Here is a 24,873-nt window from a genome sequence, read left to right as displayed (position 1 = left end):
ATGTAGAACGTATTTTAATTAAGCCAGAGTAGGTTAAACCAAGGTACGGTCTAATAAATCATACATTGCTGCTAATCCGTCTTTCTCTGCTTTTGCGTTATAACCTAGATCTACACCATTTGCTTTTGCTTTTTCATCTGCTTGAGGATTACTAAAGCCATGTTTAGCATCTTTAAGGATGATCACTTCAGATTTTACCTGAGCATGATTCATTTCTTGTTTAAACGATTCTACATCCGCCAAAGACACCATACTGTCTTTTTCACCATGCAGGACAAGAACTTGCGCTTTAAATTTTCCTGATTCCGCTGCATTTTGTGCGGATAAATTTGCATGGAAAGTAATGGCAGCTTTTAATTCTGCACCTGAGCGTGCCAAATCTAATATCACTTTACCACCATAACAGAATCCAATTGCCGCCAGTCGGTTTGCATCTACTTCTGGCTGTTCTGCCAAAGCAGCGAGAGCCGAAGCCGCACGCTCAACAATGGTATTTTCATTTTGGAAAGTTTGCATCATCCACTCTTGAGCTTGAGTCGCAACAGTCGTGGTTTTTTTATCACCATACATATCAATTGCCAGCGCAGCAAAACCATGTTGTGCTAACTCTCGAGCACGTTGTTCAGAATACTCGTTTCGGCCCCACCATTCAGGACCAACAATCACGCCTGCAACTTGTTGTGCGGATTCAGGCGCAGCAAAATAACCGATTAAAGTTGTTCCATCTTTTGCTTGGTATTGAATTTCACGAGTTTTGATTGCAAGAGCCATCGGTTAATCCTTGTCTATTGGCGAGAATGAGATTGATTAAAGCATAAATATATAAGATTCAAATGACTAAATTTGGAATATTTACAATTGAAATGTGAAAATTTATGAATAGAAAAGATAGTTTTCAAATGAAAAAGAGAAGAACCGGGGTTCTTCTCTTTTTATTGAAAATTGATCAGGAAAAGTTAAACTTTTCCTCTCGAAATAAATCCAACAATCGCGAGGATTACAGCGACAACGAGAAGAATGACTGCGAAGTCTTTAGACATTCCCGCAACACCACCAAAACCGAATAAACTTGCGATTAAGGCGATCACAGCGAAAATAATTGCCCAACGGAACATAATATTCATCTCCATATTTTTGTTATGTATTTTCAGTATATGCAGAAAAACCTGACTTACTTGTGAAGTTGTGTTTAGAAAGTGTGATTAATAAAGAAATATGTAAAGGTTTGTTCTGTTTTAATTTTTCTAATTTCTGCTTTTATACTGGTATAATTATTCCGCCTTATATGACTTTAATGTTATGCCATGACCTTTGAGATACGTCCCCAGTTTTGGAAGAATTATACGCTGTCTGAGTTAAATCCGACTGAGTGGGAAGCATTGTGTGATGGTTGTGGGCTGTGCTGTTTGGTGAAATTAGAAGATGATGACACACATGAAATTGCCTATACTAAAGTGTCTTGTAAACTCCTCGATTGTACGACCGCTCAGTGTTCTGACTATCCCAACCGTTTAAATTATGTACCCGACTGTATTCAATTAAGCCCTGAAAAATTAGCCAATATTCATTGGTTGCCTTCAAGTTGTGCTTATCGCCGTGTGCATGAAGGTAAAAATTTACCGGCATGGCACTATCTGATCACAGGCTCAAGAAGCAATGTGATTAAAGCGAGAAAATCTGCTGCAGGGCGTTGTATCTCCGAAACCGAAGTCAATGAAGAAGAAATTGATGAGTACATTGTAAGATGGGTGCGTTAATTCATTTATGAATTGATAATCATTATCAAATAGTAATATGATAACTAAGCCCTCCAGTTTGATGTGTTTTAAAATGTTTGCTTTATCTTCGCTGTTGAAAAAAAGTACCTTTTGTCTATGTGCTATCAGCCTGAGTTTTGGTATTCACTCCAATGTTTATGCAAAGCCAGCTTTGCAAGCTTTAGGGCCAAATATTGCGGAGCAAGGCTCCAGTTATTATCAATTCCAAGTAAAAAATTTTAAATCCGCAGATCAACAACGTTATTATAAAGTTTGGGTCGGTATTCCTAAACATATCAATAAAAATAAGATTTTACCTGCTGTTTTTATGTTAGATGGCAACTCTGCTATGGCGCGTTTAGATGAGTCACTGTTGAAAAAATTCTCAGAACAAGACAGCCCAGTGTTGGTGGCAATCGGCTATCAAACCCAATTACCGTTTGAGTCTGCTTCAAGATCTGTAGACTACACACCTGCGGATGAATCTGGAAAAGTAACTGTTGATCCACGCAATCCTGAACGTATGGCAGGGGGAAGTGCGCAATTTAGACAGGTATTGTTTGAAAAAATTATGCCGTGGGTCAATACGCAAGTAAAACTGGATGAGCAACGTACCGCTTTGTGGGGACATTCTTATGGTGGTTTGTTTGTTTTAGATACCCTTTTAAATAGTCAAAGCACAGATAATAAGTTTTCACACTATTTTTCAGCCAGTCCATCTCTCACATGGGCAGATTCGCGACTGCTTAAAGCTGTTGGAAAAGCCAAGCCTGAACAACTAAAAAATAAAAAATTGTGGGTAATGGAAGGTGACATAATTCAGTCTACAACTAGACCAATCAGCCCAAATGCAGATCGGGAGATGATTCAAAATAACCGTCAATTGGTTTTAGATTTGGCCAGCAAAGGTGTAGATGCAAAATTGATGCTTTATCCACATCTCAGTCATGGCCAAGTATTTCAGGCATCATTAATGGATGTTTTACAGAATCGATTATTTTAAAGCTAAAAGTGTAATATTGATGATTTTCCATAGTAGACTAAGGGCAGCATTCATCAATTAAAAAAGCAGTATGTCAGACACTCAAATTCCGCTTCCAGAACGTTTACGTCCACGTGATTTGTCTGAAATTATTGGGCAAGATCATTTACTCGGTGTCGCAGCACCACTCCGTCAAATGATTGATCAAGGGCATTTACCCTCAATTATTTTTTGGGGGCCTCCTGGTGTTGGAAAAACGACAATCGCTTTGTTATTGGCGCAAGCGGTTGATCGCCCATTTATCAGCTTATCTGCTTTAAATACGGGGGTAAAGGAGCTACGTGAGGTGATTGCTGAAAGTGGTGATTTATTAACACCAGTAGTATTTATTGATGAAATTCATCGTTTTAATAAGTCTCAACAAGATGCTTTATTAAATGCTGTCGAAAAAGGCAAAATTACCCTGATTGGTGCAACAACCGAAAACCCTTCATTTGAAGTCAACAGTGCTTTGTTGTCACGTTGTCAGGTTTATACCTTAAATGGCTTAAGTAATGAGGCGATTCAAGAACTCATTTTACGCGCAATTCAACAAGATAAATTTTTACAAGACCGGCATATCCAGATTGAAGAATTTGATGCGTTGGTTCAATTTGCTGCGGGTGATGCACGTAAGGCACTAAATTTAATCGATTTAATTGCTAGCACCTTTGAGTCCGATATAGAAAATATTGTGACCAATGCGATCGTGGTCAAAGTTGCGCAACAGAACATTGCACGCTATGACAAATCAGGTGAGCAGCATTATGATCTGGTGTCTGCATTTATTAAATCTATTCGGGGTAGTGACCCTGATGCAACGTTGTATTGGATGGCACGTATGCTTAAAGGCGGTGAGGATCCGGTTTTTATCGCTCGTCGTATGTTGATTGCTGCTTCAGAAGATATTGGTAACTCAAATCCAAATGCATTGCTTTTAGCGGGAGAATGTTTCCGCTCGGTTCAAGCGATAGGCATGCCTGAGTGTCGAATTATTTTAGGCCAATGCGCAGTTTATCTGGCAACCAGTGCAAAGAGTAACAGCACTTATTTGGCGATCAATAAAGCCTTAGAACTTGCAGAAAAAACTTCCAACCTACCTGTGCCACTCCATTTACGTAATGCACCGACCAAGCTTATGAAACAACAAGGCTATGGTGTGGAATATCTTTATCCTCATAACTATCCTGAAAATTTTGTGCTACAGGAATATTTACCACCTGAATTGAAAGGCACAAAATTATATGAGTCTGCTCGTAATAAGCGTGAAGTTGAAGGTGAGCGTTTACAGCAACGTCGTTGGCAACAAGAACAGCAGCAACAGTAGTTGTGAAGTTTATTTGCTTAGGCATCTTTTAAATAGATGTTCTGTGTCATATAAAGGTTTAAAATATCGGCAAAATTTAAATTAGGCTAATGTTTTTGAAATGTAGCTTGCTAAAAATACATTTTAAAGGCTCTAGAAATTTTATGAAATTATCCGTTTTATCTTTTGCTGTTTTAATTTCTTTGCCGATGTTGAGCCATGCTGAGCTTGTAAGTAAAATTTCGACCCAAAATCAGCCTAAACTTGCTTCGCAGCAGCTTAAAACACTTTATCAACAAAGTTTTGTTCAGCAAAAAACAATCCCTCAAGGCTGGCGTATTCCTGGCAACAATGCCGGCAACGTCTATGTTGAAAATGGGATGCTTCATATTGATGGTCGAGCAAATTCAGTCAGTCCGACCTCAATTTTATTACCGCAAAATCTTGAGAAACAACAAAACTATCGCATTGATCTCGAATTTACTTTAGACCAAGCTGTCAATAACTCGCGTTGGGGCAGTGTGATTTATGATGTCACAGAAACACAGGGGGTGATTCCAAGCAGTTATTATCAATTTACCCTCAGAACAGACACCACTGCAAAAAATGGTACGGAGTTTGGTCGGCATAAAAGTAACGGGCAATGGGAAGTCTCTGAAACGAAAGCATTTTCGGAGAACATCAAAGCAAATCAATGGTATAAAGCCAGCATTGTGGTGTCTGGACAACGGGTACAACACTATTTAAACCACCAGTTGATGCAAGATGTAGAACTTGACCAAGGATCTGCCAAAGGTGGCATCGGCCTTTCAGCAACAGGCCTAGTCTTAAAAGTTAAAAATATTCAAGTCTCTGAACAAACCAGTGCGTTGCCAGACTTAGCCAATAAAGTCACTCAAGTGCAAGAAATTCAAACTAATGTTGGTTTGGCACCGACGCTGATTCAAAAAGTTAAAACTACCAGCAGTCCATTAAATTCAACCAATCAGTTATATTATCAATTAGATGCCAATTTAAACTTGCTTGATCAGACAGGGCAGGTGGTTGAAACATTACAACAATATTTATCCAATCCACAGCGCAATACCATTCCTGTTTTAGAAATCAAAGATCCCAAAAGCATTGAAGCCTTAAAATTACTCTCTAAATCTCACGATATGAGCGATATTACTGTATTGTCCAAAAGTGATGATTTACTCAAGTCTGCGCATCAAATTGTACCTAGGCTTCGAACAGCATTAGATTTAAGTCGCGAAAATTTAAAGGAGAGTCATGTTGGTCTTTCTGAAATTATGCGTCGTACTAATCAGGCCTATGCACGCATCGTGGTTCTTCCGCATAGCCTTGCCAACAAACCCAGTGTCAGCTTTATTCAACGTCATTTAATGACAGTGTGGGTTGATACACCAGCACATGATCCGCAGGATGTTGCCAGTATTTTGACTTCAGGTGTGAATGGGATTATTACAACGCAAAGTACGCTATTTGCCAGTGTCTTAAAACAATTTCCAAAAAACACTTTATTGCGTAAACCCTTTATTATTGGGCATCGTGGTGTACCAAGTTTAGAAGATGAAAATACCTTAGAAAGTGCAAAACATGCAGTTGCTTTGGGTGCAGATATTGTTGAAAACGATATTTATTTAACCAAAGACCAGCATCTTGTGGTGATGCATGATGCAACAGTGGATCGCACTACGCGTTCAACAGGTAAAATTGAAGAAATGAGCCTTGCGCAGGTTCAGCAATTAAAATCTAAAAACAAAGCTTATCCAATACCGACCCTTGCAGAATATTTCACTACATTTAAGCACAATCCAAACTTTGTATTGATGATCGAAATGAAAAGTGCCAATCCAGCATTGGTTGCAAAAATGCAGGATGAAATTAAAAAGTACCAAGTTGAAAATCAAGTCGTCACGACCTCATTTAATGCAGATCAAGTTGCACGTGCACAGTCACAATTGTCTGAGATACCGCGAGGGTTATTGGTTGGAAGCATGCCCAATAGTCGCAATACTTTAATTGCCGCCAAACAAATCAATGCCGATGTTCAGAAATATAATTCAACGTATAACCCTGCTTATCGTGCTGATTTGATCAATCTTTTAGAAACGACCAAGCACCGTGGAATCAGTTTTTGGCCTTGGGCATTGACTGATGAAACATTTAAAAAATTATATATTGCAGGGACCTACGGGATAACCACCAATTCTGCGCAACTTTATGCGAAATATATCGTTGATATTCAAGCACCCAAGAATGTCAAAGTAAAAACTGAACAGCCAGTATTACTCAATGCGCAATTGGTTCAGCAAGATGGAGCGAAACTCAATCAGCAACTCAGCAATTTTGTCATTTTATCAGGTTCTGCAAAACATGAGATTAAAAATGGTCAGTTGAGTTTCTCTGAAAAGGGCACTGCATATGTTTTGGCTGGTTATAAATATCAGATCGATGCACAAAACTTCTATCAAATCTTTTCAGCACCTATAAAAGTGGTGGTGAAATGATGGTTTATGAATCTCGGTTAATTTAAACAATTATTTATACATTGTATAAAACAGTGATCAATTTGCTTCAACATTTTGTCTGAATGATATAAACCAAAATTAAAATCGGGTAACTGAGGAAGTGAATGATTTCTAACTTTCTCTAACTCTTGTGGAATAGAAAAATCAGAACGAATCGAAATTCCAATCCCAGCACGCACAGCTGCCCAGAGAGCATTGAGGGAATTACATTCATAAGCAATATGCCAAGGTAATTGATGCTTATTGAGTGTATCAATTGCAATTTGACGTAGGATACAAGGTTGGTTTAATACAATTAATGGTATAGATTGCTGGTTTTGAAGCAATTGACCCAACTGAAAATCTGGATACTTTACCCAAAATGTTGCAATTGATTGCAGTGTTTGAAATTGATTTGATAAATGATCTTGTTGCCATATCAAGGCAAAATCAATACTATTTTTTTCAATTTTTTGAATTAAATTCGCATTACGATCTACTTGAGTATGTAATTTAACATTTGGAAATTGTTGAATAAATTGAGCAATTACAGACTGTAACAAACCATCCCCAAAATCTTCCTGTAAACCAAAATAAATTTCTCCATCACTTTGATTTTGCTGTAATTGAATAAGTATTTTATCATTGCACTCTAATATTTTTTTAGCAGACTCAAACAGCATTTCTCCTTGTTTTGTTAAGACTAAATGACGTCCTTTCTTTTGTACTAAAACAGATTGAGTTTGTTCTTCTAATTTTCTTAAATGCGCACTTACCGCGGCTGGAGAGCGATAAAGCTGACTTGCTGCAAGATTAAAATTACCAAGTTCAATGCCTATAACAAAAGAACGTAAAGCATCTAAATCAAGATTAACTGGATTTTTCATAATTCATAAATCCTGAAGTATTGATTAAAAATATTTTGCTTTTTTAAATTATAAAATACCTACATAGTAAAGCAAGGACATAGTAGAGGTTCACACAATGTTTAGACCCATTGATATTTCTAATTTGGCTCAAATTTCACCCAAACTTTATGAATTGAGTAAAGACGTACTCTTTGAAGATATCTGGAAAAGAGAAGCATTAGATACTAAAACCCGCTGTGTACTGACCATTAGTGCTTTGATGACTTTAGGACGGTATAGCCAATTAAATTGGCATATTCAAAATGCTTTAAAGCTGGGAATCAGCAAAGAAGAAATTTTGGAAATGGTTACACATTTGGCTTTTTATATTGGTTTACCCAATGCTATTTCAGCATTGGAACATATGCCTGAGGAGATTTGGACATGCCCATGATTCGTATTGTAACAGCACATACTTATAGTGCAGAGCAGAAATCACAGATTTCTGATTTAACTCAATTCTGTATGGAAAATTACTTTAATACGCCTAAAAATGATCGCTTCCATTTTTTTCAACAATTAAAGTCAGAAGATATAATTATTGATGCAAATTATTGGGTGGAAAAGCAAAGGACTTCTCAATTTATTTTATTTAATATCACAGCGGGTAAACTAAGAAGCCCAGAGCAAAAAGCTGAGTTTATACATGAATTAACCAATCAGCTCAACGCAAAATTTCAGATTCCAAAGCAAGATATTATGATTGTTATTCAGTATAACCAATTAGAAGATTGGAGTTTTGGAGAAGGTGTCCGAGGTGATATTTTAATGAAAAAAATTGTGAGCCAATGATTGTTCGAATTATAGGAATAAAAAACCGAGTCATTCAACTCGGTTGGAAGCCCTTAGTTAACTTTAATCTCTACCACTTATAATTAATTTTGCCGTAATAGAATGCACCATTAAAACCAAACGGTGAGAACTGGCTGTATTGCAAACTTCCGCCTGTAGGCTTATTGATGTCATAAACATCTTTATCTGGGTAAACATTGGTAATGTTGTCCCCCCCAACAGTAAATTTCCAATCGTTTAATTGGTATGTTAGTGCTAAATCCAACAGCCATTTTGCAGAAAATTTCTGATCACTGGCAGCACCTGAGTTACTGTAAGTTTCAAAACTTCCATAACGCGTGATATTGGTATTGATACCAAAATTTCCAATTTTATAATCATTGGCTAAACTGAATTTATGTTCAGGAGTACTTCCGGCCAATAGACCATATTGTTCACGACGGTCTAAACGGGTAAGGTTGACACCCAAAGCATTTAAAATTTCAGGGTTTTTATCAACATCGGTGACTTTATTACGATTAAAATTATAAGCCAAAGATGTGGTTAACTCGCCATAAGGCAGGTTTTCCCATTGGTAATTGGCAACTAAATCTACACCACGAGTGCGAGTATTACTGGCATTATTAAAGAAACGTACCGTGCTGAAATTGGTATCGGTAATCCCTTTAGACACCAAATAAGCGCGAACAGCGGGGCTGCTGGCATTGATATTTGAAGATAAGCTAATACGGTCATCAATATCAATTTGGTAGGCATCCAAAGTCACATATAGGTTTTTAGTTGGGGTAAATACCAAGCCAAGACTATAGTTCTTTGATTTTTCAGCTTTTAAGTCTTCTGCGCCGAGCAATTGTGCAACTTGTGAAGAACTTGGAAATGTTCCTGCCTCAACAAACTGTCCATTGACCAATTGCGAAGAGGTTTGAGTGAAATATTGTTGTGCTAGACTCGGTGCGCGAAAGCCTGTAGAAACTGAGCCACGTACCGCAACTTGAGGTAAAAGCTTATAACGTAATGAAAGAGATGCATTATTGGTGTCCCCAAAGTCATCATATTTCTCATAACGATAGGCTGTAGAAGCTGAAAGTTTTTGGGTAATATCTGTTTCTAAATCAAGATATCCTGCATAACTGTCACGTGTCCATTTCCCGGCATCTGCTTGGCGAAAGCCTGATAAACCTGAAGAACCACTTTTATAATAAGAGGCAGGATTGCCTGCTTTGATTTGATATTGTTGGTTTAAATATTGAGTACCAAACGCGACATTTAATGGACTTGCAAAAGCAGCGATCTCAAATTCTTTTGACAAATCAATATTATAAACAGCTTGGGTATTCTTTAACTGTCCATTATGGAATGAATTTGGTGTTGAACCTGTATCTTTGTATAGATCGACATTAATGGTTTTTGTATTTACATCATATTGGTTTAAGCCATAATTGGCTGAAACATCATAGCGCCAGTCTGCGACTTCCCCACGTAAGCCTGCAACAGCACTAAAGTCATCTAATTGACCGCGAATCAGGGGTAAATAACCATTTGGAAATAATGCAGGTACATTGTTCGAGGCATTACTCAAACGATAGAATCCAGCAGTTTCTGCATTACGATGGCTATAGGTTGAAAAGCCATATAATTCAACACTCTCACTGAGGTCAAAACCAGCATTAACAGAAGCTTTTACCTCATCAGATTTTGGATCACCAAAACGGAAGGTTCTTTGTCTGTATGTAGTAGCATTTGGATCACGAAAGTCTAAACCTGCACGATTGGTTGCTTCATTGTCCTGCCATTCACCGGAAAAAATGGCATAACCATAATTGCCCAGTTGAGTACCGCCCGAGACATAGGATTGTTTTTGTTCACCATCACCTTTGTTATAAATACCGTAGCGAATACCAGCATCACCTGTTTTAGGATCAGACTTTAAAATAATGTTGACGACCCCCGCAATTGCATCTGAACCATAGCGAGCAGATGCACCTTCTCTAAGTACTTCAATACGGCTGATGGCAGAAATTGGAATGGCATTTAAATCGGTCGGTGCTGAACCACGTCCAATGGTACCCCCAAGGTTAATAAATGCCCCAGTATGGCGACGTTTGCCATTCACTAAAACCAAAACTTGATCAGGAGAAAGCCCTTTTAGTTGCACTGGGCGAACGAGTTCTGTTCCATCGACAACGGTTGGACGAGGAAAGTTAATCGAGGGGATAATTTTAGCCAGCGCCGTACCTAACTCACTTGAACCTGTACGTTCTGTCAATTCCGCTGCACTAATCACATCAATCGGTTGTAAGGAATCTGTTTTAGAACGTTTTAGCGAACGTGTACCTGTGACAACAATGGTATCAAGTGTTTTAATTTCTTGGGTGGCTGGAATCTGTTCCGCAGCGTATGCATGTGGATACAGAAATGTAAAAACTAAGCTGGCGGTCAGGCTTAATGAATATCGTTTTGATAATGTACGCATAACTCTATTTTGTAGCTCTTTTTGTAACGGTTTGTTGTGATCATAGTGAGCTTGAGATTATTTAGAAAACAACTTTTAAAAATATAAATAGAATAAAATCTGCAAAGTGTATGGTTATTTAAAGTGTTCTCAGTTTAGAAATCTAGATTTTATCATGCGATGTTTTATGGGAAGTTTGATACACAATCTTTTGAAATTATTGATAAAGCGTATGATTTTGAATGGCTCAGTGATGAGGCGATGATATTGAATCAAGTTGATGAAATAGAGTGATGATCAACAATTTACATCAGCAAAAGCTGGGTTTGATCAATGCTATACAGACGTATAAATCCCCTGACAGAGCCCAGTTTGATCAGTTTATATTTGCTTTAATGCAAAAGGGCTACCTTAAATTGATAGCCCTTTTAACTTTATCCAATCAGCTTAGCGTGGAGGAAAGCCCGCTTCTGATAAAGCATCAACCACTTGTTGCTGTGTTGCTGTTGTTTCAACTTTAACACTGTGACTTGGTGGATCGGCAATCACCTTAGCATTTTCATCTACAGATTGAATTGCTTTGGTTACACCACGTGCACAACCACCACAGGTCATATTTTCAATATAAAATTCCATATCTCACCCTGCTCTAAGAAGACTTAAACTTAAGATAAACCTTACCATAATTGTAAGGTCAAGTTTTAATGTTTAAAGTTTCATCGCAACGCTTTTTCAAAAATAATTTACAGTATTTTTAAGTCGTCGATTGCTCAATTTTTTACGAATGCTAAATGCCAACCTCGGTGAATGGTTTATATACAGAATTTATGCTTTGATAGTAAACTCTGTATTGAAATTGTGAATGATAAGAACATGATGATGAATAAAGACCATTTATATTCAGTGATTTACCAAGATATCCAAGATGCTTTCGCTGAAATTCAGCAGCTTACACAAGATCAGCATTTATGTGCTATTGGTTTGGGAATGGTTGAGGATTTCTGTGGTTTCTTTTATGTAGGATGCACATTAGAACAATTAAAAACCTTTGAAGACGTCTATGAAGCATGGTGGATTTCAGAATGGAGTTGTTCAAGTACTGCCAATAATCGTGTTCACAATGCAATCACGGCTTTGTATCAGGATTTGGGAGAGGATTATACAAATGAGCAATATAGCGAATTACAAGCGCAGTATCAAAAGACCATTATTCAAGCATTACAAGATTTAAGAATACAAGGAAAATTAAAAAACCAACAGGGTGAAGAAATTATTGTCATTATTCAATATGCAGACTCATCCGATGAAGATTTTGAGGACACCAGCTTCCCACAAATTAATCCTGAGTTTTTGGTACCTTTATTTGAAAACCGCTTTCAGAAAAAAGCTGGTGAAAATTTATATGATTATCTATTAGAAAAATCAGCATTTTAAAATAAGAAACCGAGCTAAAAAGCTCGGTTTCTGAAGAATCAGTATCTAAAATTAGATATCTGAAAGATCTACACCAATGCGTGTAGCCACTTCTTCATAAGCCTCAACAACACCACCTAAACCTTGACGGAAACGGTCTTTGTCGAGTTTTTTCTTGGTGTCTTTATCCCATAGACGGCAACCATCTGGAGAGAATTCGTCACCCAATACGATACGGTCATGGAACACGCCAAATTCAAGTTTAAAATCAACAAGAAGCATGTTGCCTTGAGCGAATAAATCTTTAAGCACAACATTGACTTTTTGAGTCAATTCTTTCATTTGTGCCAATTGTTCAGCATTTGCCCAACCCAATGCAATTGCTTGAGATTCGTTCACCATAGGATCGCCTAAAGCGTCATCTTTGAAGAACAATTCAAACGTTGGTGGAACAAGTTCTAAACCTTCTTCAACACCCAAACGGCGACATAGTGAACCTGCTGCATAGTTACGCATTACGCATTCAACAGGGATCATTTGCAATTTTTTCACTAAAACTTCAGTTGGAGAAAGAAGTTTTTCGAAGTGTGTTTCAATACCAGCTGCAGCCAGTTTTTCCATGATAAAGGCATTAAAACGGTTGTTCACCTTACCTTTACGGTCTAGTTGCTCTATTTTTTCGCCATTAAATGCAGAAGCATCGTCACGGAAAACTAGAATTAGATGATCCGCGCTATCTGTTTCATAAACAGATTTCGCTTTACCAGTATAGAGCAAGGTTTGTTTTAACATGGGGGAACCTTTTGCAAAAAAAAATTGCCTAGAACGACTAGGCTGGCCAGTTTTGGTAAATCTGGGTTAATAGTTCTGCAGCTTTTTCTTTGTCTGCAAAGCTATTATCGGCGTTAAACACAGCAAGTGTGTTACTTGAACCTACGGAGGTAAGCTTCAATACATAGGTTGAATTATCGATTTTAACAGTTGCCTCATTGGCATTTTTGCTTTGGCCGATAACCTTATGATTTAAGCTACTGAGGGTCGCAAGTGCGTACTGCCAAATTGTAGCAGAATTTCCATCAATTTTGATCAGTGGATTGCCATTTCCATCAGTTAAAATTTGAGGACGACCAACACTTTCAGCTGATGCAGAAACTTCATCAGCAGGTGCACTGATTTGAGCAACATCTGGACGAGGAACTTCGTAACGATTGCCTCGTTTATTTTCAAATTTTGGTGCATGCTGAAGAGCAAGTGGGTCAACAATAGGAGCTGGATACATTGGCGTTGCAGGTCTAACTGTCGAACCTTCAGGGTAGCTAAGTGGCTCTACGGTGGTCGTGTTTTTATAATCTAAAGAACCATTGTTGATTCCAAGGGAACTACAACCCGCCAAGCTTAAAGCTGAAATGGCAAGAGTTAAACCTAAACGTAATTGCATAATACTAAGCTCTTATTAAATGAGACCCACTGCTTTGAGTTCTTCACGCAGTGGTGCACGGTATTGTTCTGCTAGGGGAGTTAATGGTAAGCGAATGCCAGTACCAATTAATTCCATTTCATGAAGTGCCCATTTCACTGGAATTGGGTTCGATTCGCAAAATAGAATATTGTTTAATTTTGCAACTTGGTCATCTTTGCTTTTCGCTGTTGTAGTATCACCTGCAATTGCAGCGGCACAAAGTTCACTCATGATTTTTGGTGCAATATTTGCTGTTACTGAAATATTGCCGTGGGCGCCTAACTGAATCAATTCACTCGCAGTCGCATCATCACCTGAATACACCACCATGTTTTTGCCTTTTAAGCCATCAATCAGCTCTTTACCACGAGGAACATCGCCAGTCGCATCTTTAATTCCTACGATTTGAGGAATATCTGCTAAACGAATTGCGGTGTCGTTGTGCAGATCTACACCAGTACGGCCAGGCACGTTGTACAGAATGATAGGTAAATCAACAGCTTCAGCAACTGCCTTATAGTGTTGAAATAAACCTTCTTGCGTTGGTTTGTTATAATAAGGGGTGACTAAAAGTGCGGCATCTGCGCCGAGTTGTTTGGCTTCTTTGGTGAGTTCAATCGCTTCGTGTGTCGAGTTTGCACCAGTACCGGCAATAATTGGAATACGTTTATTGGCAACACGGATAATTTCTTTAATTACTTCTGTGTGTTCTGCCATGCTAAGAGTAGATGCTTCGCCAGTTGTTCCGACAGCAACAATACTATTAGTGCCTTGTTCTATGTGCCACTCAACGAGCTTCTCGAGACCCTTCCAATCTACGCTGCCATCTTCAAACATAGGGGTGACGATTGCGACAATTGAGCCTTGAATGGTCTGTGCTTGCTGAGTCATTTTAAAAAAATATCCTATTTTTCCATCCACATGCGTTTGAGTAAACATGGATTGGGATGGTTGCAGTATTTTGATTTGAGCGAGAAACAATCATCTTAAAGATTGCCTAATGCTTACGCAAATTATGACTGATTCAGCGTGTCAGAACAATATGCTTTAGTCAAAGCTTGGAAATTCTTTAACAAAAGCAACAAATCACTCACATTTCCAAGCAATTTTTTTAATTTTCATTTTTTTATCCAAATTGAACAGCGTGCAGTTTTAATTCAAATACAGGGTGAAATCCATCCGCGCTAGAAAATAAGTTTCTATTGGATGGCTGAGCCTCGCCGTTTAGAATCTAGCTAACCGTTCTAGATGATTTCACGATTGATTTTGATAAGACGCTCGCAAAAGTATGCTTTTTTATTGTATGTTGAGTCATCGAATATTTAAATTTTTACGATTAAAATAATAGTCATTGGGCCAATATAAGGGTAGGGAAATGTTGCAATCTGAGCGTAGCGCCTTGATCGTTGTTGATGTACAAAATGGTTTCACTTCAGGGGGAAATTTAGAAGTTGCCTATGCTGAGCAAATCATTCCAACCATTAATCAATTGGCACTACATTTTGACAATATCGTACTGACCCAAGATTGGCATCCTGAAAACCATATTTCATTTGTTGAGAATCATCCCAACCGTAAAGCTTATGACCTGATCAGCTTAGATTACGGCCCGCAAGTATTGTGGCCATCCCATTGCATACAAGGGACCCAAGATGCTGAATTCCATCCTGATCTAAACATACCAACTGCTCAACTGATCATTCGTAAAGGTTTTCGTTCCCAAATTGACAGTTATTCAGCCTTTATGGAAGCCGATCATAAAACCACTACAGGCTTGGCGGGCTATCTTAAAGAGCGCGGTATAGATACAGTGTATATTGTGGGGATTGCGACAGACTTCTGTGTCGCATGGACGGCCATGGATGCCGCCAAGTTAGGTTTTAAAGCCTTTGTGATTTCGGACGCTACCAAAGCAATTGATTTACATGGTTCTTTACAACATGCATGGCAAGAAATGCTGGCTGTGGGTGTAAAACGCCTGATCTCAAAAGAGATTCTCAACGCAGCATAAGCATCAAGACTTGCATCATTTGAGAAATATTACTGCTTTAAAATATCTTGCTTTAAGATAAGCCGAAATCCTCAATCTGCTTGGGTAGGGACAATGTCAGCAATTTTACGTTTTAGTCAGTTTGTACAAAAAACTTTTGCCTTGTGGGTTGTGGTGTTTGCCTTTATTGCATTATGTTTTCCAGCAGCATTTGTCTGGATGAAAGCATATATTCCCTGGGTTTTAGGGATTATCATGCTGGGAATGGGCATGACCATGACCGTGGATGAGTTTAAGAATGTCTTGTCAAATCCCAAAGCGGTTGTGATTGGTGTCGTTGCACATTTTGTGGTGATGCCCAGTGTGGCATTCTTGCTCTGTAAAGTTTTTAATTTACCACCCGAAATTGCGGTAGGAGTAATCCTTGTCGGCTGTTGCCCTGGAGGGACAGCATCCAATGTCATCACCTATATGGCCAAAGGAAATACAGCTCTATCCGTCACATGTACATCTGTTTCAACGTTTTTAGCGCCTATTTTGACACCTGCGATATTCTATGTTTTAGCCAGCCAGTGGATTCCGATTGATGCGGGTTCAATGTTCATCGATATTCTTAAAGTGGTGATTTTTCCAATTATTTTGGGCGTGATTTTAAGAAGCCTATTTAAACAAAAGACCGAGCAATATATTCAAGTGATGCCTCTAATATCTGTAGTCGCCATTGTGGTGATCGTGGCGGCAATTATTGCAGCCAGTAAGGCTTCAATTTTACAATCGGGTTTACTGATTTTGGGTGTGGTGATTTTACATAATGGTTTAGGCTTTTTATTAGGCTATTGGGCAAGTCGCCTATTCAACTTATCTTATCCTGACTCTAAAGCTGTTGCGATTGAAGTGGGGATGCAAAATTCTGGTTTAGGTGTGACCTTAGCGGCAATACATTTTGCTGCATCTCCAATAACCGCACTACCAAGTGCTATTTTTAGTTTATGGCATAATATTTCTGGACCTATTTTAGCCACGTATTGGGCAGCAAAAGCAGATAAAATGGCTGAAAATAAACAATAATACTATTTTAAAATTTACGTTTCATTTAGAGAGCTTTGGCTCTCTTTTTATTTATACTGACTTATTCTTGCGCTAACTGCTTTAAAAACTCATCTTCAGTGAGTACGCTAAAGCCATGTTGTTCGAGTAGAGCTGCAGTAACCCCTTTGCCTGATATTTTATGCCCTGAAAATGATCCATCATAAATCATCTGTGAACCACAAGAAGGACTGTTGGCTTTTAAAATAATATGTGTCACTTGATGGTATTGGGCGAGTTTTAGGGTTTTTTCTGCACCTAGAATAAATTCAGCTGAAACATCATCACCATTGGCATCTTTTACTTTGGCTTGCCCCTTTAAAACTTGATAACCATCACCACCTACGATTTCAGCAGGTTGCCGAGGTGTACTCAAGCCGCCTGAAACTTCAGGACAAATCACTACGGCTTGTTGCTTGTCTAACAGTTGTTTAAGCTTGTGTTGTAGGCAGTTCTTGGCATCGTAGCGAACATTTTCACCCACAAGACATGCACTAATCAGGTATTTTTTCATTATCTTGAGGTTAATTCGAGTTGCATTAAATCCATACCAATATCATATAAATCTGTTTTAAAGTCGATGCTTAATTTCTCTATAAAAGCAAAATTTTGATAGAATTTTTTTGCACGGGTGTTGGTTGTTAATACTTCCAAAAATACAGAAGCTTGTTGATATTCACGTGCAATATCAATCGCATTTTGCATAAGCGAAGATGCAAAATTTTTCCCAACCGCCTCTTTAAGCAAGTAAATTTTCTGTAATTCTGCACCAGTAATATCTAAATGTGGTTCATATTGGTTGAGATTTAACTTGGCATATCCAATAATTTGCGCTTGTTCATTTTCCAGCAATAGCCAAACTTGATCAGGATCTCGCAGAGATTCGGACAAATTTTCTAAACTAAAATTTTGATTGAGAAAATTTTGTAGGCCTTGTTCTGACCAAAGATCAGCAAAATGTTGGTGATATGTGGTGCAGGCAAGCTGATTGAGTTGCTTGAGATGGATTGGTGTGGCTGGATAAATTTTCATTATATTTTGTCATCAAATGACGCTTTGCTATACCTTGAATTTGTATTCAATCATGGATGAATTTCATGGGATAATCAATCCGAAATAGGGAAAATGAATCTTGTTATGAGTGTGTATGTCGATCGCGCAAAAGTTCCGTTTAAAGGCCAAGAATGGTGTCATTTGATGGCAGATACACTGGAGGAATTACATCACTTTGCGCAAATGCTGGAAATCGATGCCCGTTTATTTCATCGCTCGGCCTCTTATCCGCATTATGATATTACCCTGCAAATGCGGGTAATGGCGATTGCTTATGGCGCAATTGATGCCGATCGAAAAACCATTATTGCTTGTGGAAAGAAACTGAAGTTGCAACTCAATCAATCTTTATGAAGTGTTGATAGGCTGAATGAATATATTTATTAAATTCAATTTCTTATGTTTTTAGTATGCCTGTTTCATACTTAGATGTTTTTGATTCGTGTTTTAAACATTAGAAATAAAGAGTTGGTTTTTTATTTAAGCTTGATAAAACCGTATCTCCAGAAAAATACTTTATCGCGATTAAGTCTTGTCCTTATGAGAAGCACAAGAGTAGAATCTTTTATGATGAAAAATTATGAACAACGATTGTGATTAATATATGACTTTTAAAGACGGCTCAACAGAAATATCGCAAGACGAGATTATTATTCTGGCTGAAACTTTTCGACTTTTAGGAGATGCTTCACGTCTCAGAATTCTTTTATTCTGTATGCGTGGACCTAGTCCAGTTGGCGATATCTGCGAAGCACTCGATTTGTCGCAATCTTTGGTTAGTCATCATTTACGTTTATTACGTTCAGCACGCTTGGTGAAAAGTGAACGTCAGGCCAAACAAGTCTTATATGAAATCGCTGATACGCATGTCAGTCATGTTCTGTCTGATATGGCAAAACATATTGCAGAAGAGCAGTGCGGTTAAATTTTCTATTTTTCAAATCGATTTTAAAACTAAAGTGAATTTCAAAATGTGGATGCCACAAAGCAACAATCAATGACCTTGTGGCGATTTGTGCTTGATCCATATTAATCTTAATGATTATGTCCAGCATGAGGATCAATTTTTGTCGGTTTTTCAAGGCTACAGGTACTATCCCCTTGCCAATCAATCGCGACAGTTGGATGTTCAATATCAAATTTGGTTTTTAATTCATGCTCAATTTGTTCGGTGAGTGTCTTGATATCAACATCTGCTTCAGGTTGGACATGTAATGTTGCCATTGCTCTTCCTGAAGTGATCATCCATACATGAATATGGCTAATCTTCTGAATGCCTTGAACGGATTTTAATAAGTGAGTGGTGATATCTGCGGTATTGGCATTGGCAGGCGCACCTTCTAATAAAATATGAATGGTTTGTTTAAACAAAGACCATGCACTGCGCAATACAAGTAATGATACAAGCACAGACAAAATCGGATCAATCGGTGTCCAACCTGAATACCAGATGACGATTGCAGCAATAATTGCAGCAACAGAACCCAATAAGTCACCCATCACATGCAGAATCGCACCTTTGATATTTACATGATCCGTATCATCTCGTGTGAGATACCATAAAACAAAGATATTCACCAACATACCAACAATTGCGACGATAAACATCGGTCCCGCAAGAACGGGTTGTGGTGATTGAAAGCGTACTATCGCTTCATAGATGATCCATCCAACAATCCCAAACAATGTTAGAGAATTGATCAGACCTGCAATCACTTCAAAGCGCATATAGCCGAAAGTCCGTGATTTATCCGCAGTACGACGACCAAAGCGGAACGCTACATATGCTAATCCTAATGCCAATGCATCCGTCATCATATGGCCTGCATCAGCTAACAGTGCCAGTGAACCAGATATGATTCCCCCTGCAGCTTCAACAAGCATAAAACTGAAAATAATGAAGAAGGAAATCAGAATTTTTCTTTCATTTCCTGTAGTTGCTTCAGGTACATGCGTGTGGTTGTGATCACTATGGCTATTATGGGGATGATTGTGATTGTGTCCCATAAGGACCTCTGGATTGGATTATTTACATATGAATATATGTTCATATGTTTGTTTTGTCAAATAGCTTCATGTTAATTTTTTACTAATATGAATCAAAAATTTTAAAATTTGATGTCACTAGGTGTTTAAGTTTAATAAAACACAATAAAGTTTTTAAAATGAACTGATTCACTTTTGAGCTTATTTACTTTGATGCGAAGTAAAAAAAAGGAGGCTTTTTCTCGCTAAGGGATCTTGTTGGTTTAAGTTTAAGAGGATGGTTTTTGTTTTGGTTATTTTTAAATTGATGGATCTATAAAAATTAGGCATCAAAAAATCCACACATCATGCTGTTTAGAGCATAGCTTGTGTGGATTGTTTGAGCTATTGATATGTGTATGGAACTTAACTTATTTCATACACTTGTATGAGAGTACTTTATTACTCTCATACAAACACTACAACCAGTAACTAAGTGATTATTCAACCGTAACTGATTTTGCTAGGTTTCTTGGTTGGTCTACGTCAGTACCACGTAATACTGCAACATGATAAGACAACAACTGCACAGGTACACTATAAACAATTGGTGCTAACCAAGTATTGACCGTTGGAACATAGACAACATGTTGACGATCTTTAGCCACGATACCGCTATTTTCATCTGCAAAAACAAACAGTTCACCACCACGTGCTTGGACTTCTTCCATATTGGATTTAAGTTTATCCAGCATTTCATCATTCGGTGCAAGAATCACCACAGGCATATCATTGTCGACCAAAGCCAATGGGCCATGTTTCAATTCACCCGCAGCATAACCTTCGGCATGAATATATGAAATTTCTTTAAGTTTTAATGCACCTTCAAGCGCAATTGGGAATTCTGTACCGCGACCCAAGAACAAGCAATGCTGTTTTTCTTTAAACAGAACAGACAAACGTAAAATTTCTGCATCATTTTGTAAGGTATCTAAAATGACTTTAGGAATATGCCACAACGCAGAAGTGATTTCATCAATATGTTCAGCTGAAATGGTTTGCTTAACCTGACCAAGTTTAAGGGTCAATAACATTAAAGCCGCAAGCTGTGTGGTAAACGCTTTGGTTGATGCCACCCCAATTTCAGGACCAGCTAGGGTTAATAAATGATGATTTGTTTCACGAACCATAGATGAGGTCGCGACATTACAAATCGTCATAGTATAGATATTTGAGCCTTTTGCTTTAGCACGCTTTTGTGTATCACGTAATGCAGCCAAGGTATCCGCAGTTTCACCTGATTGGGAAATACAAACATACAAGGTGTTATCTACAATCACAGGCGAGCGATAACGGAATTCACTGGCAATTTCGACTTGGCAAGGCAGATCAATCAGTTGTTCAAACCAATATTTTGCAATCATTCCAGCATGGTAGCTGGTACCACATGCAAGCACTTGAACTTGCTGAACATTTTTAAAATCTATTTCAGCATTTTGTAAAAAGTCTTCTCGTAGTGTATTGCCATTTAAAGCTTGAGAGATCGTTTGTTGAATTGCTTCAGGTTGCTCAAAAATTTCTTTGAGCATGTAGTGTTTATACTCACCTTTAGAGGCATTACTCACGGTTGCATCCAGCTCTTTCACCGGACGATCAACCAATTGGTCATTGACAAAAACTTCAATCGTTTCACGAGTTAAACGCGCAATATCACCTTCTTCAAGATAGATAAAACGGTTGGTCACAGGTAACAGTGCCAATTGGTCTGAACTAATAAAGTTCTCACCAATACCGACACCAATGACTAAAGGTGAACCTTCACGAACAGCAATTAATTCGTTTGGGTAATCGGTATGCACAATCCCCAGTGCATAAGCACCTTTCAGTTGAGGTACGATTTCTTCAACAGCTTTTAATAGATTGGGTGATGATTTCAGTGCTTCAGTAATTAAGTGAGCAACGACTTCAGTATCTGTTTGAGATGTAAACACATAACCCAAAGCTTCAAGATCATCTTTAAGCTCTTGGTAATTTTCAATAATACCGTTATGTACCACTGCAACATGCCCAGAAATATGCGGATGGGCATTGTTTTCAGTTGGTTTACCATGGGTTGCCCAACGTGTGTGTGCGATACCCACAGAACCTAAAATATTAGACTCTGCAACCGCACCTTCTAAATTTGCAACTTTACCGACACGACGTTCACGTAAGATTTGCCCTTGATCAACCAGTGCAACACCCGCAGAGTCATAACCACGATATTCAAGACGTTTTAGGCCTTCAATTAAAATATTTGTAATGCTTCGTTCAGCAACGCCACCAACAATACCGCACATAATAATATCCTCTTATTTCTTGACCTTTTGGGGACGTTGATAATTTTCTTTCGAAATTTGTTTTGCACGTTCAAATGCAAGACTGTTGTCTGCTACATCATGGGTAATCACTGAACCCGCACCTGTGGTTGCGCCATGACCAATTTTAATCGGTGCAACCAGTGAGTTGTTGGTTCCAATAAAGGCATTATCACCAATGATGGTTTTGTGTTTATTGGCACCATCATAATTACAGGTAATTGTGCCTGCACCGATATTTGAACCCGCACCAATTTCTGCATCGCCTAAATAGGTGAAATGATTGGCTTTTGAACCTAGACCAACAGAAGAGTTTTTCACTTCAACAAAGTTACCGATATGAACTTCATCTGCTAATTTTGCACCTGGACGTAATCGTGCAAAAGGACCAATGTGTACATCGGCACCAATTATCGCATCTTCAAAAACACTATAAGGTTGAACTTTGGTTCCTGCCGCAATTTGGGTATTTTTAATAATACATCCTGCACCAATTTCAACACCATTTCCGAAAGTACATCGACCTTCAATAATCACATTAATATCAATACGAACATCCGTACCCGCCGTGAGTTGACCACGTAAATCAAAGCGTGAAGGGTCAATCAGATGCACGCCTTGCTGCATCAGTGATTTAGCTTGATAGTTTTGGAATTCTCGCTCTAATGCTGCAAGTTGAATACGATCATTCACGCCTTCAACCTCAAAAGCTAATTCTGGTTGAATGGATGCGATTTCCATACCATCAGCTAAAGCCATTGCCACGATATCAGTGAGATAGTACTCGCCTTGAGCATTGTCATTGCTGAGTTTCGGTAACCATTCATGTAATTTGGCATTGCTTACACAGTAAATACCTGTGTTGATTTCTTTAATTTGACGTTGTTCATCAGAAGCATCTTTATGTTCAACAATCGCTTGGATTTTTTCATCCTTACGTACGATGCGACCATAGCCTGTAGAATCTTCAAGCGTTAATGTGACTAAACCAATACCTGTTTGACTAGATACATCAACCAAACGTTGTAGGGTACTTTGTTGTACGCAAGGCACATCACCAGAAAGAATCAAAGAAATGCCGTCTTGGGGCAAAACCGGCAAAGTCACTTTAACTGCATGACCAGTACCGAGTTGTTCTGTTTGCTCTACCCATTGAATATTTTCATTTGCAAATGCATTTTTAACCAGATCACCACCGTGACCAAAGATTGTAATGATATTTTTTGCTTGTAATTGTTTTGCTGTTTCAATCACATGACCGAGTAGTGGGCGTCCTGCTAAAGGTTGGAGTACCTTGGGTAAACTAGAACGCATACGTGTTCCTTTACCTGCAGCAAGAATGATCACAGTTGTAGACATATCACACCTAACAGATCTGGCTTAAGCCATTTTAAAATATAAATAAATCACGATACATATTGCTGCCCAGAGGCCTGCAATAATATCGTCAAGCATGATTCCAAAGCCACCATCGACTTTTTGGTCAATGACACGAATAGGCCATGGTTTCCAGACATCAAATAAACGAAATAGTGCAAATCCAACCAGTGCCCAAATCCAATTCATTTGTCCTAAATAAATTAAAGGCAGGAAGGTGATTGATTGCCCAGCAAACTCATCCCAAACAATACGCCCATCATCATGCACATGGATAATATCTGCGGTTTTCCCACAAATCCAAATACCGACCAATGACATGATTATGATGGCCAATATGGAGCCATAAAAACCAATTGCAAGCCAAATCGGAATAAACAAAAGCGCAAATGCTGAGCCAAATGTACCTGGTGCTTTAGGCGCTAGGCCTGAACCAAAGCCTACACCACAGAACACAATAAAGCGTTCAGCCCATGTCATACTTTTAAAGACAATCGGAGGTTTATGCAAAGTGTTGGTACCCTTGAAGTTGAAGTGGATGGTCTAAGCCATCTTTCTCAAATACAATCCCAGATTTTTGTGTAACTTGGCCGATGATTGTAGTGGTTACATTTGGTTTTAATTGCAAAAGTTTAGCATAATTTTGCATAGTTATTGTAAAGCATAACTCATAATCATCTCCGCCCGCTAAAGCATATTTCCATTGCTCATTGTTGCTGAGCTGCTTTAAAGCTGGATGAATTGGGAGTTGATTTAAATCTATTTTTGCACCGACACCCGAGGCATCTAATATATGCCCCAGATCTTGAGCAAGCCCATCTGAAACATCAATCATACTGGATGCCAAGTCTTTCAACATAGCGCCTAATTCGCAGCGCGGTGTTGGGTAATCTAGACGTTGTTGTAGGGGATGTCCTAAATGCTTTAATCCAAAAGCGGCATCACCAATCGAGCCACTGACTACAATTAAATCATCGACTTGCGCGCCAGAACGGGTAATGGCTTTGCCTGTTTCAATCCAGCCCAGTGCCGTGACGGTAATGGTAAGATGTGGACTTTGCGTGGTATCACCGCCAATTAAACGTACGCCAAATTGATCGCAACAATCATATAAACCCTGACTAAATTGTTTTAGCCAGTCATGATCAATTTGGGATAGGCTCAATGCGAGTAAAATACTGTGGGGTTTTGCACCCATTGCAGCAATATCTGAAAGATTAACAGCAACAGATTTCCAGCCAATGGCATGTGGAGAGGCTTCTAGCGGAAAATGTCGACCAGCGACAAGCGTATCTGTGCAAATCACCAATTGATGATTTAAAGGTGGGGAAAGCAGCGCTGAGTCGTCACCGACGCCTAAATCAACATCAGTTTGCTGCTGACGATTGAAATAGGTCTCAATAATTGAAAACTCAGCCATGTAA

26 protein-coding genes are annotated in these 24,873 nt (G+C 38.5%); 11 read left to right on the top strand and 15 right to left on the bottom strand.

The features are described from left to right. Positions 1 to 33: 33 nt before the first annotated feature. Together AC2G3J_RS19570 and AC2G3J_RS19565 are read right to left on the bottom strand one after the other, a co-directional pair. A complete protein-coding gene (locus AC2G3J_RS19570; protein WP_336952546.1) occupies positions 34 to 771 on the bottom strand; it encodes a dienelactone hydrolase family protein in 738 nt (245 codons plus the stop codon). A gap of 185 nt (positions 772 to 956) precedes the next feature. Further along, positions 957 to 1,115, bottom strand: coding sequence for a DUF1328 domain-containing protein (locus AC2G3J_RS19565; RefSeq protein ID WP_004718815.1), 159 nt, complete (start codon positions 1,113 to 1,115; stop codon positions 957 to 959). Between the two features lie 189 nt (positions 1,116 to 1,304). On the opposite strand from AC2G3J_RS19565, the gene AC2G3J_RS19560 reads away from it, so the two are divergent. The 4 genes from AC2G3J_RS19560 to AC2G3J_RS19545 all read left to right on the top strand — a co-directional run bounded on the left by AC2G3J_RS19560 (position 1,305) and on the right by AC2G3J_RS19545 (position 6,597). Continuing rightward, positions 1,305 to 1,757 carry a YcgN family cysteine cluster protein gene (locus AC2G3J_RS19560; RefSeq protein WP_336952545.1) on the top strand — a complete coding sequence of 151 codons (453 nt, stop codon included), beginning with the start codon at positions 1,305 to 1,307 and terminating at the stop codon, positions 1,755 to 1,757. A gap of 73 nt (positions 1,758 to 1,830) precedes the next feature. Continuing rightward, positions 1,831 to 2,760 carry an alpha/beta hydrolase gene (locus tag AC2G3J_RS19555; protein WP_419819777.1) on the top strand — a complete coding sequence of 310 codons (930 nt, stop codon included), beginning with the start codon at positions 1,831 to 1,833 and terminating at the stop codon, positions 2,758 to 2,760. A gap of 70 nt (positions 2,761 to 2,830) precedes the next feature. Next, positions 2,831 to 4,105 (top strand): replication-associated recombination protein A, encoded by a 1,275-nt coding sequence (locus AC2G3J_RS19550; RefSeq protein WP_336952543.1) that lies wholly within the window; start codon positions 2,831 to 2,833, stop codon positions 4,103 to 4,105. A gap of 143 nt (positions 4,106 to 4,248) precedes the next feature. Beyond that, positions 4,249 to 6,597: a glycerophosphodiester phosphodiesterase family protein gene (locus AC2G3J_RS19545; protein WP_483770470.1), complete on the top strand. Its 2,349-nt coding sequence runs from the start codon at positions 4,249 to 4,251 to the stop codon at positions 6,595 to 6,597. Between the two features lie 17 nt (positions 6,598 to 6,614). Here the strand turns inward: AC2G3J_RS19545 and AC2G3J_RS19540 are convergent, their stop codons facing one another. After that, positions 6,615 to 7,484 (bottom strand): LysR substrate-binding domain-containing protein, encoded by an 870-nt coding sequence (locus tag AC2G3J_RS19540; RefSeq protein ID WP_336952541.1) that lies wholly within the window; start codon positions 7,482 to 7,484, stop codon positions 6,615 to 6,617. A 97-nt stretch (positions 7,485 to 7,581) separates the two neighbouring features. On the opposite strand from AC2G3J_RS19540, the gene AC2G3J_RS19535 reads away from it, so the two are divergent. Further along, positions 7,582 to 7,899 (top strand): carboxymuconolactone decarboxylase family protein, encoded by a 318-nt coding sequence (locus AC2G3J_RS19535; RefSeq protein WP_336952540.1) that lies wholly within the window; start codon positions 7,582 to 7,584, stop codon positions 7,897 to 7,899. Further along, complete coding sequence (locus AC2G3J_RS19530; protein ID WP_483770469.1) at positions 7,890 to 8,297, top strand: tautomerase family protein; 408 nt, start codon at positions 7,890 to 7,892, stop codon at positions 8,295 to 8,297. Before AC2G3J_RS19535 ends, AC2G3J_RS19530 begins: the two co-directional genes overlap by 10 nt. Before the next feature lie 70 nt (positions 8,298 to 8,367). Here the strand turns inward: AC2G3J_RS19530 and AC2G3J_RS19525 are convergent, their stop codons facing one another. Together AC2G3J_RS19525 and AC2G3J_RS19520 are read right to left on the bottom strand one after the other, a co-directional pair. Continuing rightward, the gene (locus AC2G3J_RS19525) at positions 8,368 to 10,770 is read right to left on the bottom strand and encodes a TonB-dependent receptor plug domain-containing protein (RefSeq protein WP_483770468.1); all 2,403 of its coding nucleotides are present in this window, start codon (positions 10,768 to 10,770) and stop codon (positions 8,368 to 8,370) included. A gap of 426 nt (positions 10,771 to 11,196) precedes the next feature. Beyond that, on the bottom strand, positions 11,197 to 11,385 hold the full coding sequence (locus AC2G3J_RS19520) for a heavy-metal-associated domain-containing protein (protein ID WP_004818287.1): 189 nt from the start codon (positions 11,383 to 11,385) through the stop codon (positions 11,197 to 11,199). A gap of 237 nt (positions 11,386 to 11,622) precedes the next feature. On the opposite strand from AC2G3J_RS19520, the gene AC2G3J_RS19515 reads away from it, so the two are divergent. Then, positions 11,623 to 12,183 (top strand): DUF4303 domain-containing protein, encoded by a 561-nt coding sequence (locus AC2G3J_RS19515; RefSeq protein WP_419326919.1) that lies wholly within the window; start codon positions 11,623 to 11,625, stop codon positions 12,181 to 12,183. Positions 12,184 to 12,234: 51 nt separating this feature from the next. Here AC2G3J_RS19515 and purC read toward each other — a convergent pair whose 3' ends face one another. The 3 genes from purC to dapA are packed head-to-tail and all read right to left on the bottom strand — an operon-like array spanning position 12,235 to position 14,512. After that, positions 12,235 to 12,954, bottom strand: a complete 720-nt coding sequence (gene purC / locus AC2G3J_RS19510; protein WP_004818291.1) for a phosphoribosylaminoimidazolesuccinocarboxamide synthase — start codon at positions 12,952 to 12,954, stop codon at positions 12,235 to 12,237. Positions 12,955 to 12,991: 37 nt separating this feature from the next. Then, positions 12,992 to 13,600, bottom strand: coding sequence for a lipoprotein-34 precursor (NlpB) (locus AC2G3J_RS19505; protein WP_336952534.1), 609 nt, complete (start codon positions 13,598 to 13,600; stop codon positions 12,992 to 12,994). Between the two features lie 15 nt (positions 13,601 to 13,615). Continuing rightward, the gene (gene dapA / locus AC2G3J_RS19500; protein ID WP_336952533.1) at positions 13,616 to 14,512 is read right to left on the bottom strand and encodes a 4-hydroxy-tetrahydrodipicolinate synthase; all 897 of its coding nucleotides are present in this window, start codon (positions 14,510 to 14,512) and stop codon (positions 13,616 to 13,618) included. A 484-nt stretch (positions 14,513 to 14,996) separates the two neighbouring features. On the opposite strand from dapA, the gene pncA reads away from it, so the two are divergent. Continuing rightward, positions 14,997 to 15,632: a bifunctional nicotinamidase/pyrazinamidase gene (gene pncA, locus AC2G3J_RS19495; protein WP_419326920.1), complete on the top strand. Its 636-nt coding sequence runs from the start codon at positions 14,997 to 14,999 to the stop codon at positions 15,630 to 15,632. 93 nt (positions 15,633 to 15,725) lie between these two features. Next, a complete protein-coding gene (locus AC2G3J_RS19490) occupies positions 15,726 to 16,679 on the top strand; it encodes a bile acid:sodium symporter family protein (protein ID WP_483770467.1) in 954 nt (317 codons plus the stop codon). 61 nt (positions 16,680 to 16,740) lie between these two features. On the opposite strand, the gene AC2G3J_RS19485 is transcribed toward AC2G3J_RS19490, so the two are convergent. Together AC2G3J_RS19485 and AC2G3J_RS19480 are read right to left on the bottom strand one after the other, a co-directional pair. Next, entirely contained in the window at positions 16,741 to 17,211 is a 471-nt protein-coding gene (locus AC2G3J_RS19485; protein ID WP_336952529.1) for a 2-thiouracil desulfurase family protein, read from the bottom strand. Then, positions 17,211 to 17,729, bottom strand: coding sequence for a GNAT family N-acetyltransferase (locus AC2G3J_RS19480; protein ID WP_483770466.1), 519 nt, complete (start codon positions 17,727 to 17,729; stop codon positions 17,211 to 17,213). Before AC2G3J_RS19480 ends, AC2G3J_RS19485 begins: the two co-directional genes overlap by 1 nt. Positions 17,730 to 17,834: 105 nt before the next feature. On the opposite strand from AC2G3J_RS19480, the gene AC2G3J_RS19475 reads away from it, so the two are divergent. Next, positions 17,835 to 18,104, top strand: a complete 270-nt coding sequence (locus AC2G3J_RS19475) for a DUF4031 domain-containing protein (protein ID WP_004718783.1) — start codon at positions 17,835 to 17,837, stop codon at positions 18,102 to 18,104. A gap of 250 nt (positions 18,105 to 18,354) precedes the next feature. Further along, positions 18,355 to 18,675, top strand: coding sequence for an ArsR/SmtB family transcription factor (locus AC2G3J_RS19470; RefSeq protein WP_004718782.1), 321 nt, complete (start codon positions 18,355 to 18,357; stop codon positions 18,673 to 18,675). Positions 18,676 to 18,785: 110 nt separating this feature from the next. Here the strand turns inward: AC2G3J_RS19470 and AC2G3J_RS19465 are convergent, their stop codons facing one another. The 5 genes from AC2G3J_RS19465 to thiL form a co-directional block, all read right to left on the bottom strand. Next, positions 18,786 to 19,757 carry a cation diffusion facilitator family transporter gene (locus AC2G3J_RS19465; protein WP_483770465.1) on the bottom strand — a complete coding sequence of 324 codons (972 nt, stop codon included), beginning with the start codon at positions 19,755 to 19,757 and terminating at the stop codon, positions 18,786 to 18,788. A 458-nt stretch (positions 19,758 to 20,215) separates the two neighbouring features. Continuing rightward, positions 20,216 to 22,054, bottom strand: a complete 1,839-nt coding sequence (gene glmS, locus AC2G3J_RS19460) for a glutamine--fructose-6-phosphate transaminase (isomerizing) (RefSeq protein WP_419326923.1) — start codon at positions 22,052 to 22,054, stop codon at positions 20,216 to 20,218. Positions 22,055 to 22,066: 12 nt separating this feature from the next. After that, positions 22,067 to 23,431 (bottom strand): bifunctional UDP-N-acetylglucosamine diphosphorylase/glucosamine-1-phosphate N-acetyltransferase GlmU, encoded by a 1,365-nt coding sequence (gene glmU / locus AC2G3J_RS19455; RefSeq protein ID WP_483770464.1) that lies wholly within the window; start codon positions 23,429 to 23,431, stop codon positions 22,067 to 22,069. A gap of 21 nt (positions 23,432 to 23,452) precedes the next feature. Then, a complete protein-coding gene (locus AC2G3J_RS19450; protein ID WP_314337025.1) occupies positions 23,453 to 23,929 on the bottom strand; it encodes a phosphatidylglycerophosphatase A family protein in 477 nt (158 codons plus the stop codon). A gap of 22 nt (positions 23,930 to 23,951) precedes the next feature. Continuing rightward, the gene (gene thiL / locus AC2G3J_RS19445) at positions 23,952 to 24,869 is read right to left on the bottom strand and encodes a thiamine-phosphate kinase (RefSeq protein ID WP_419326924.1); all 918 of its coding nucleotides are present in this window, start codon (positions 24,867 to 24,869) and stop codon (positions 23,952 to 23,954) included. Positions 24,870 to 24,873 lie beyond the last annotated feature (4 nt).

Source organism: Acinetobacter legionensis (assembly GCF_057165765.1).
This window is presented reverse-complemented; position numbering and strand designations above follow the sequence as displayed.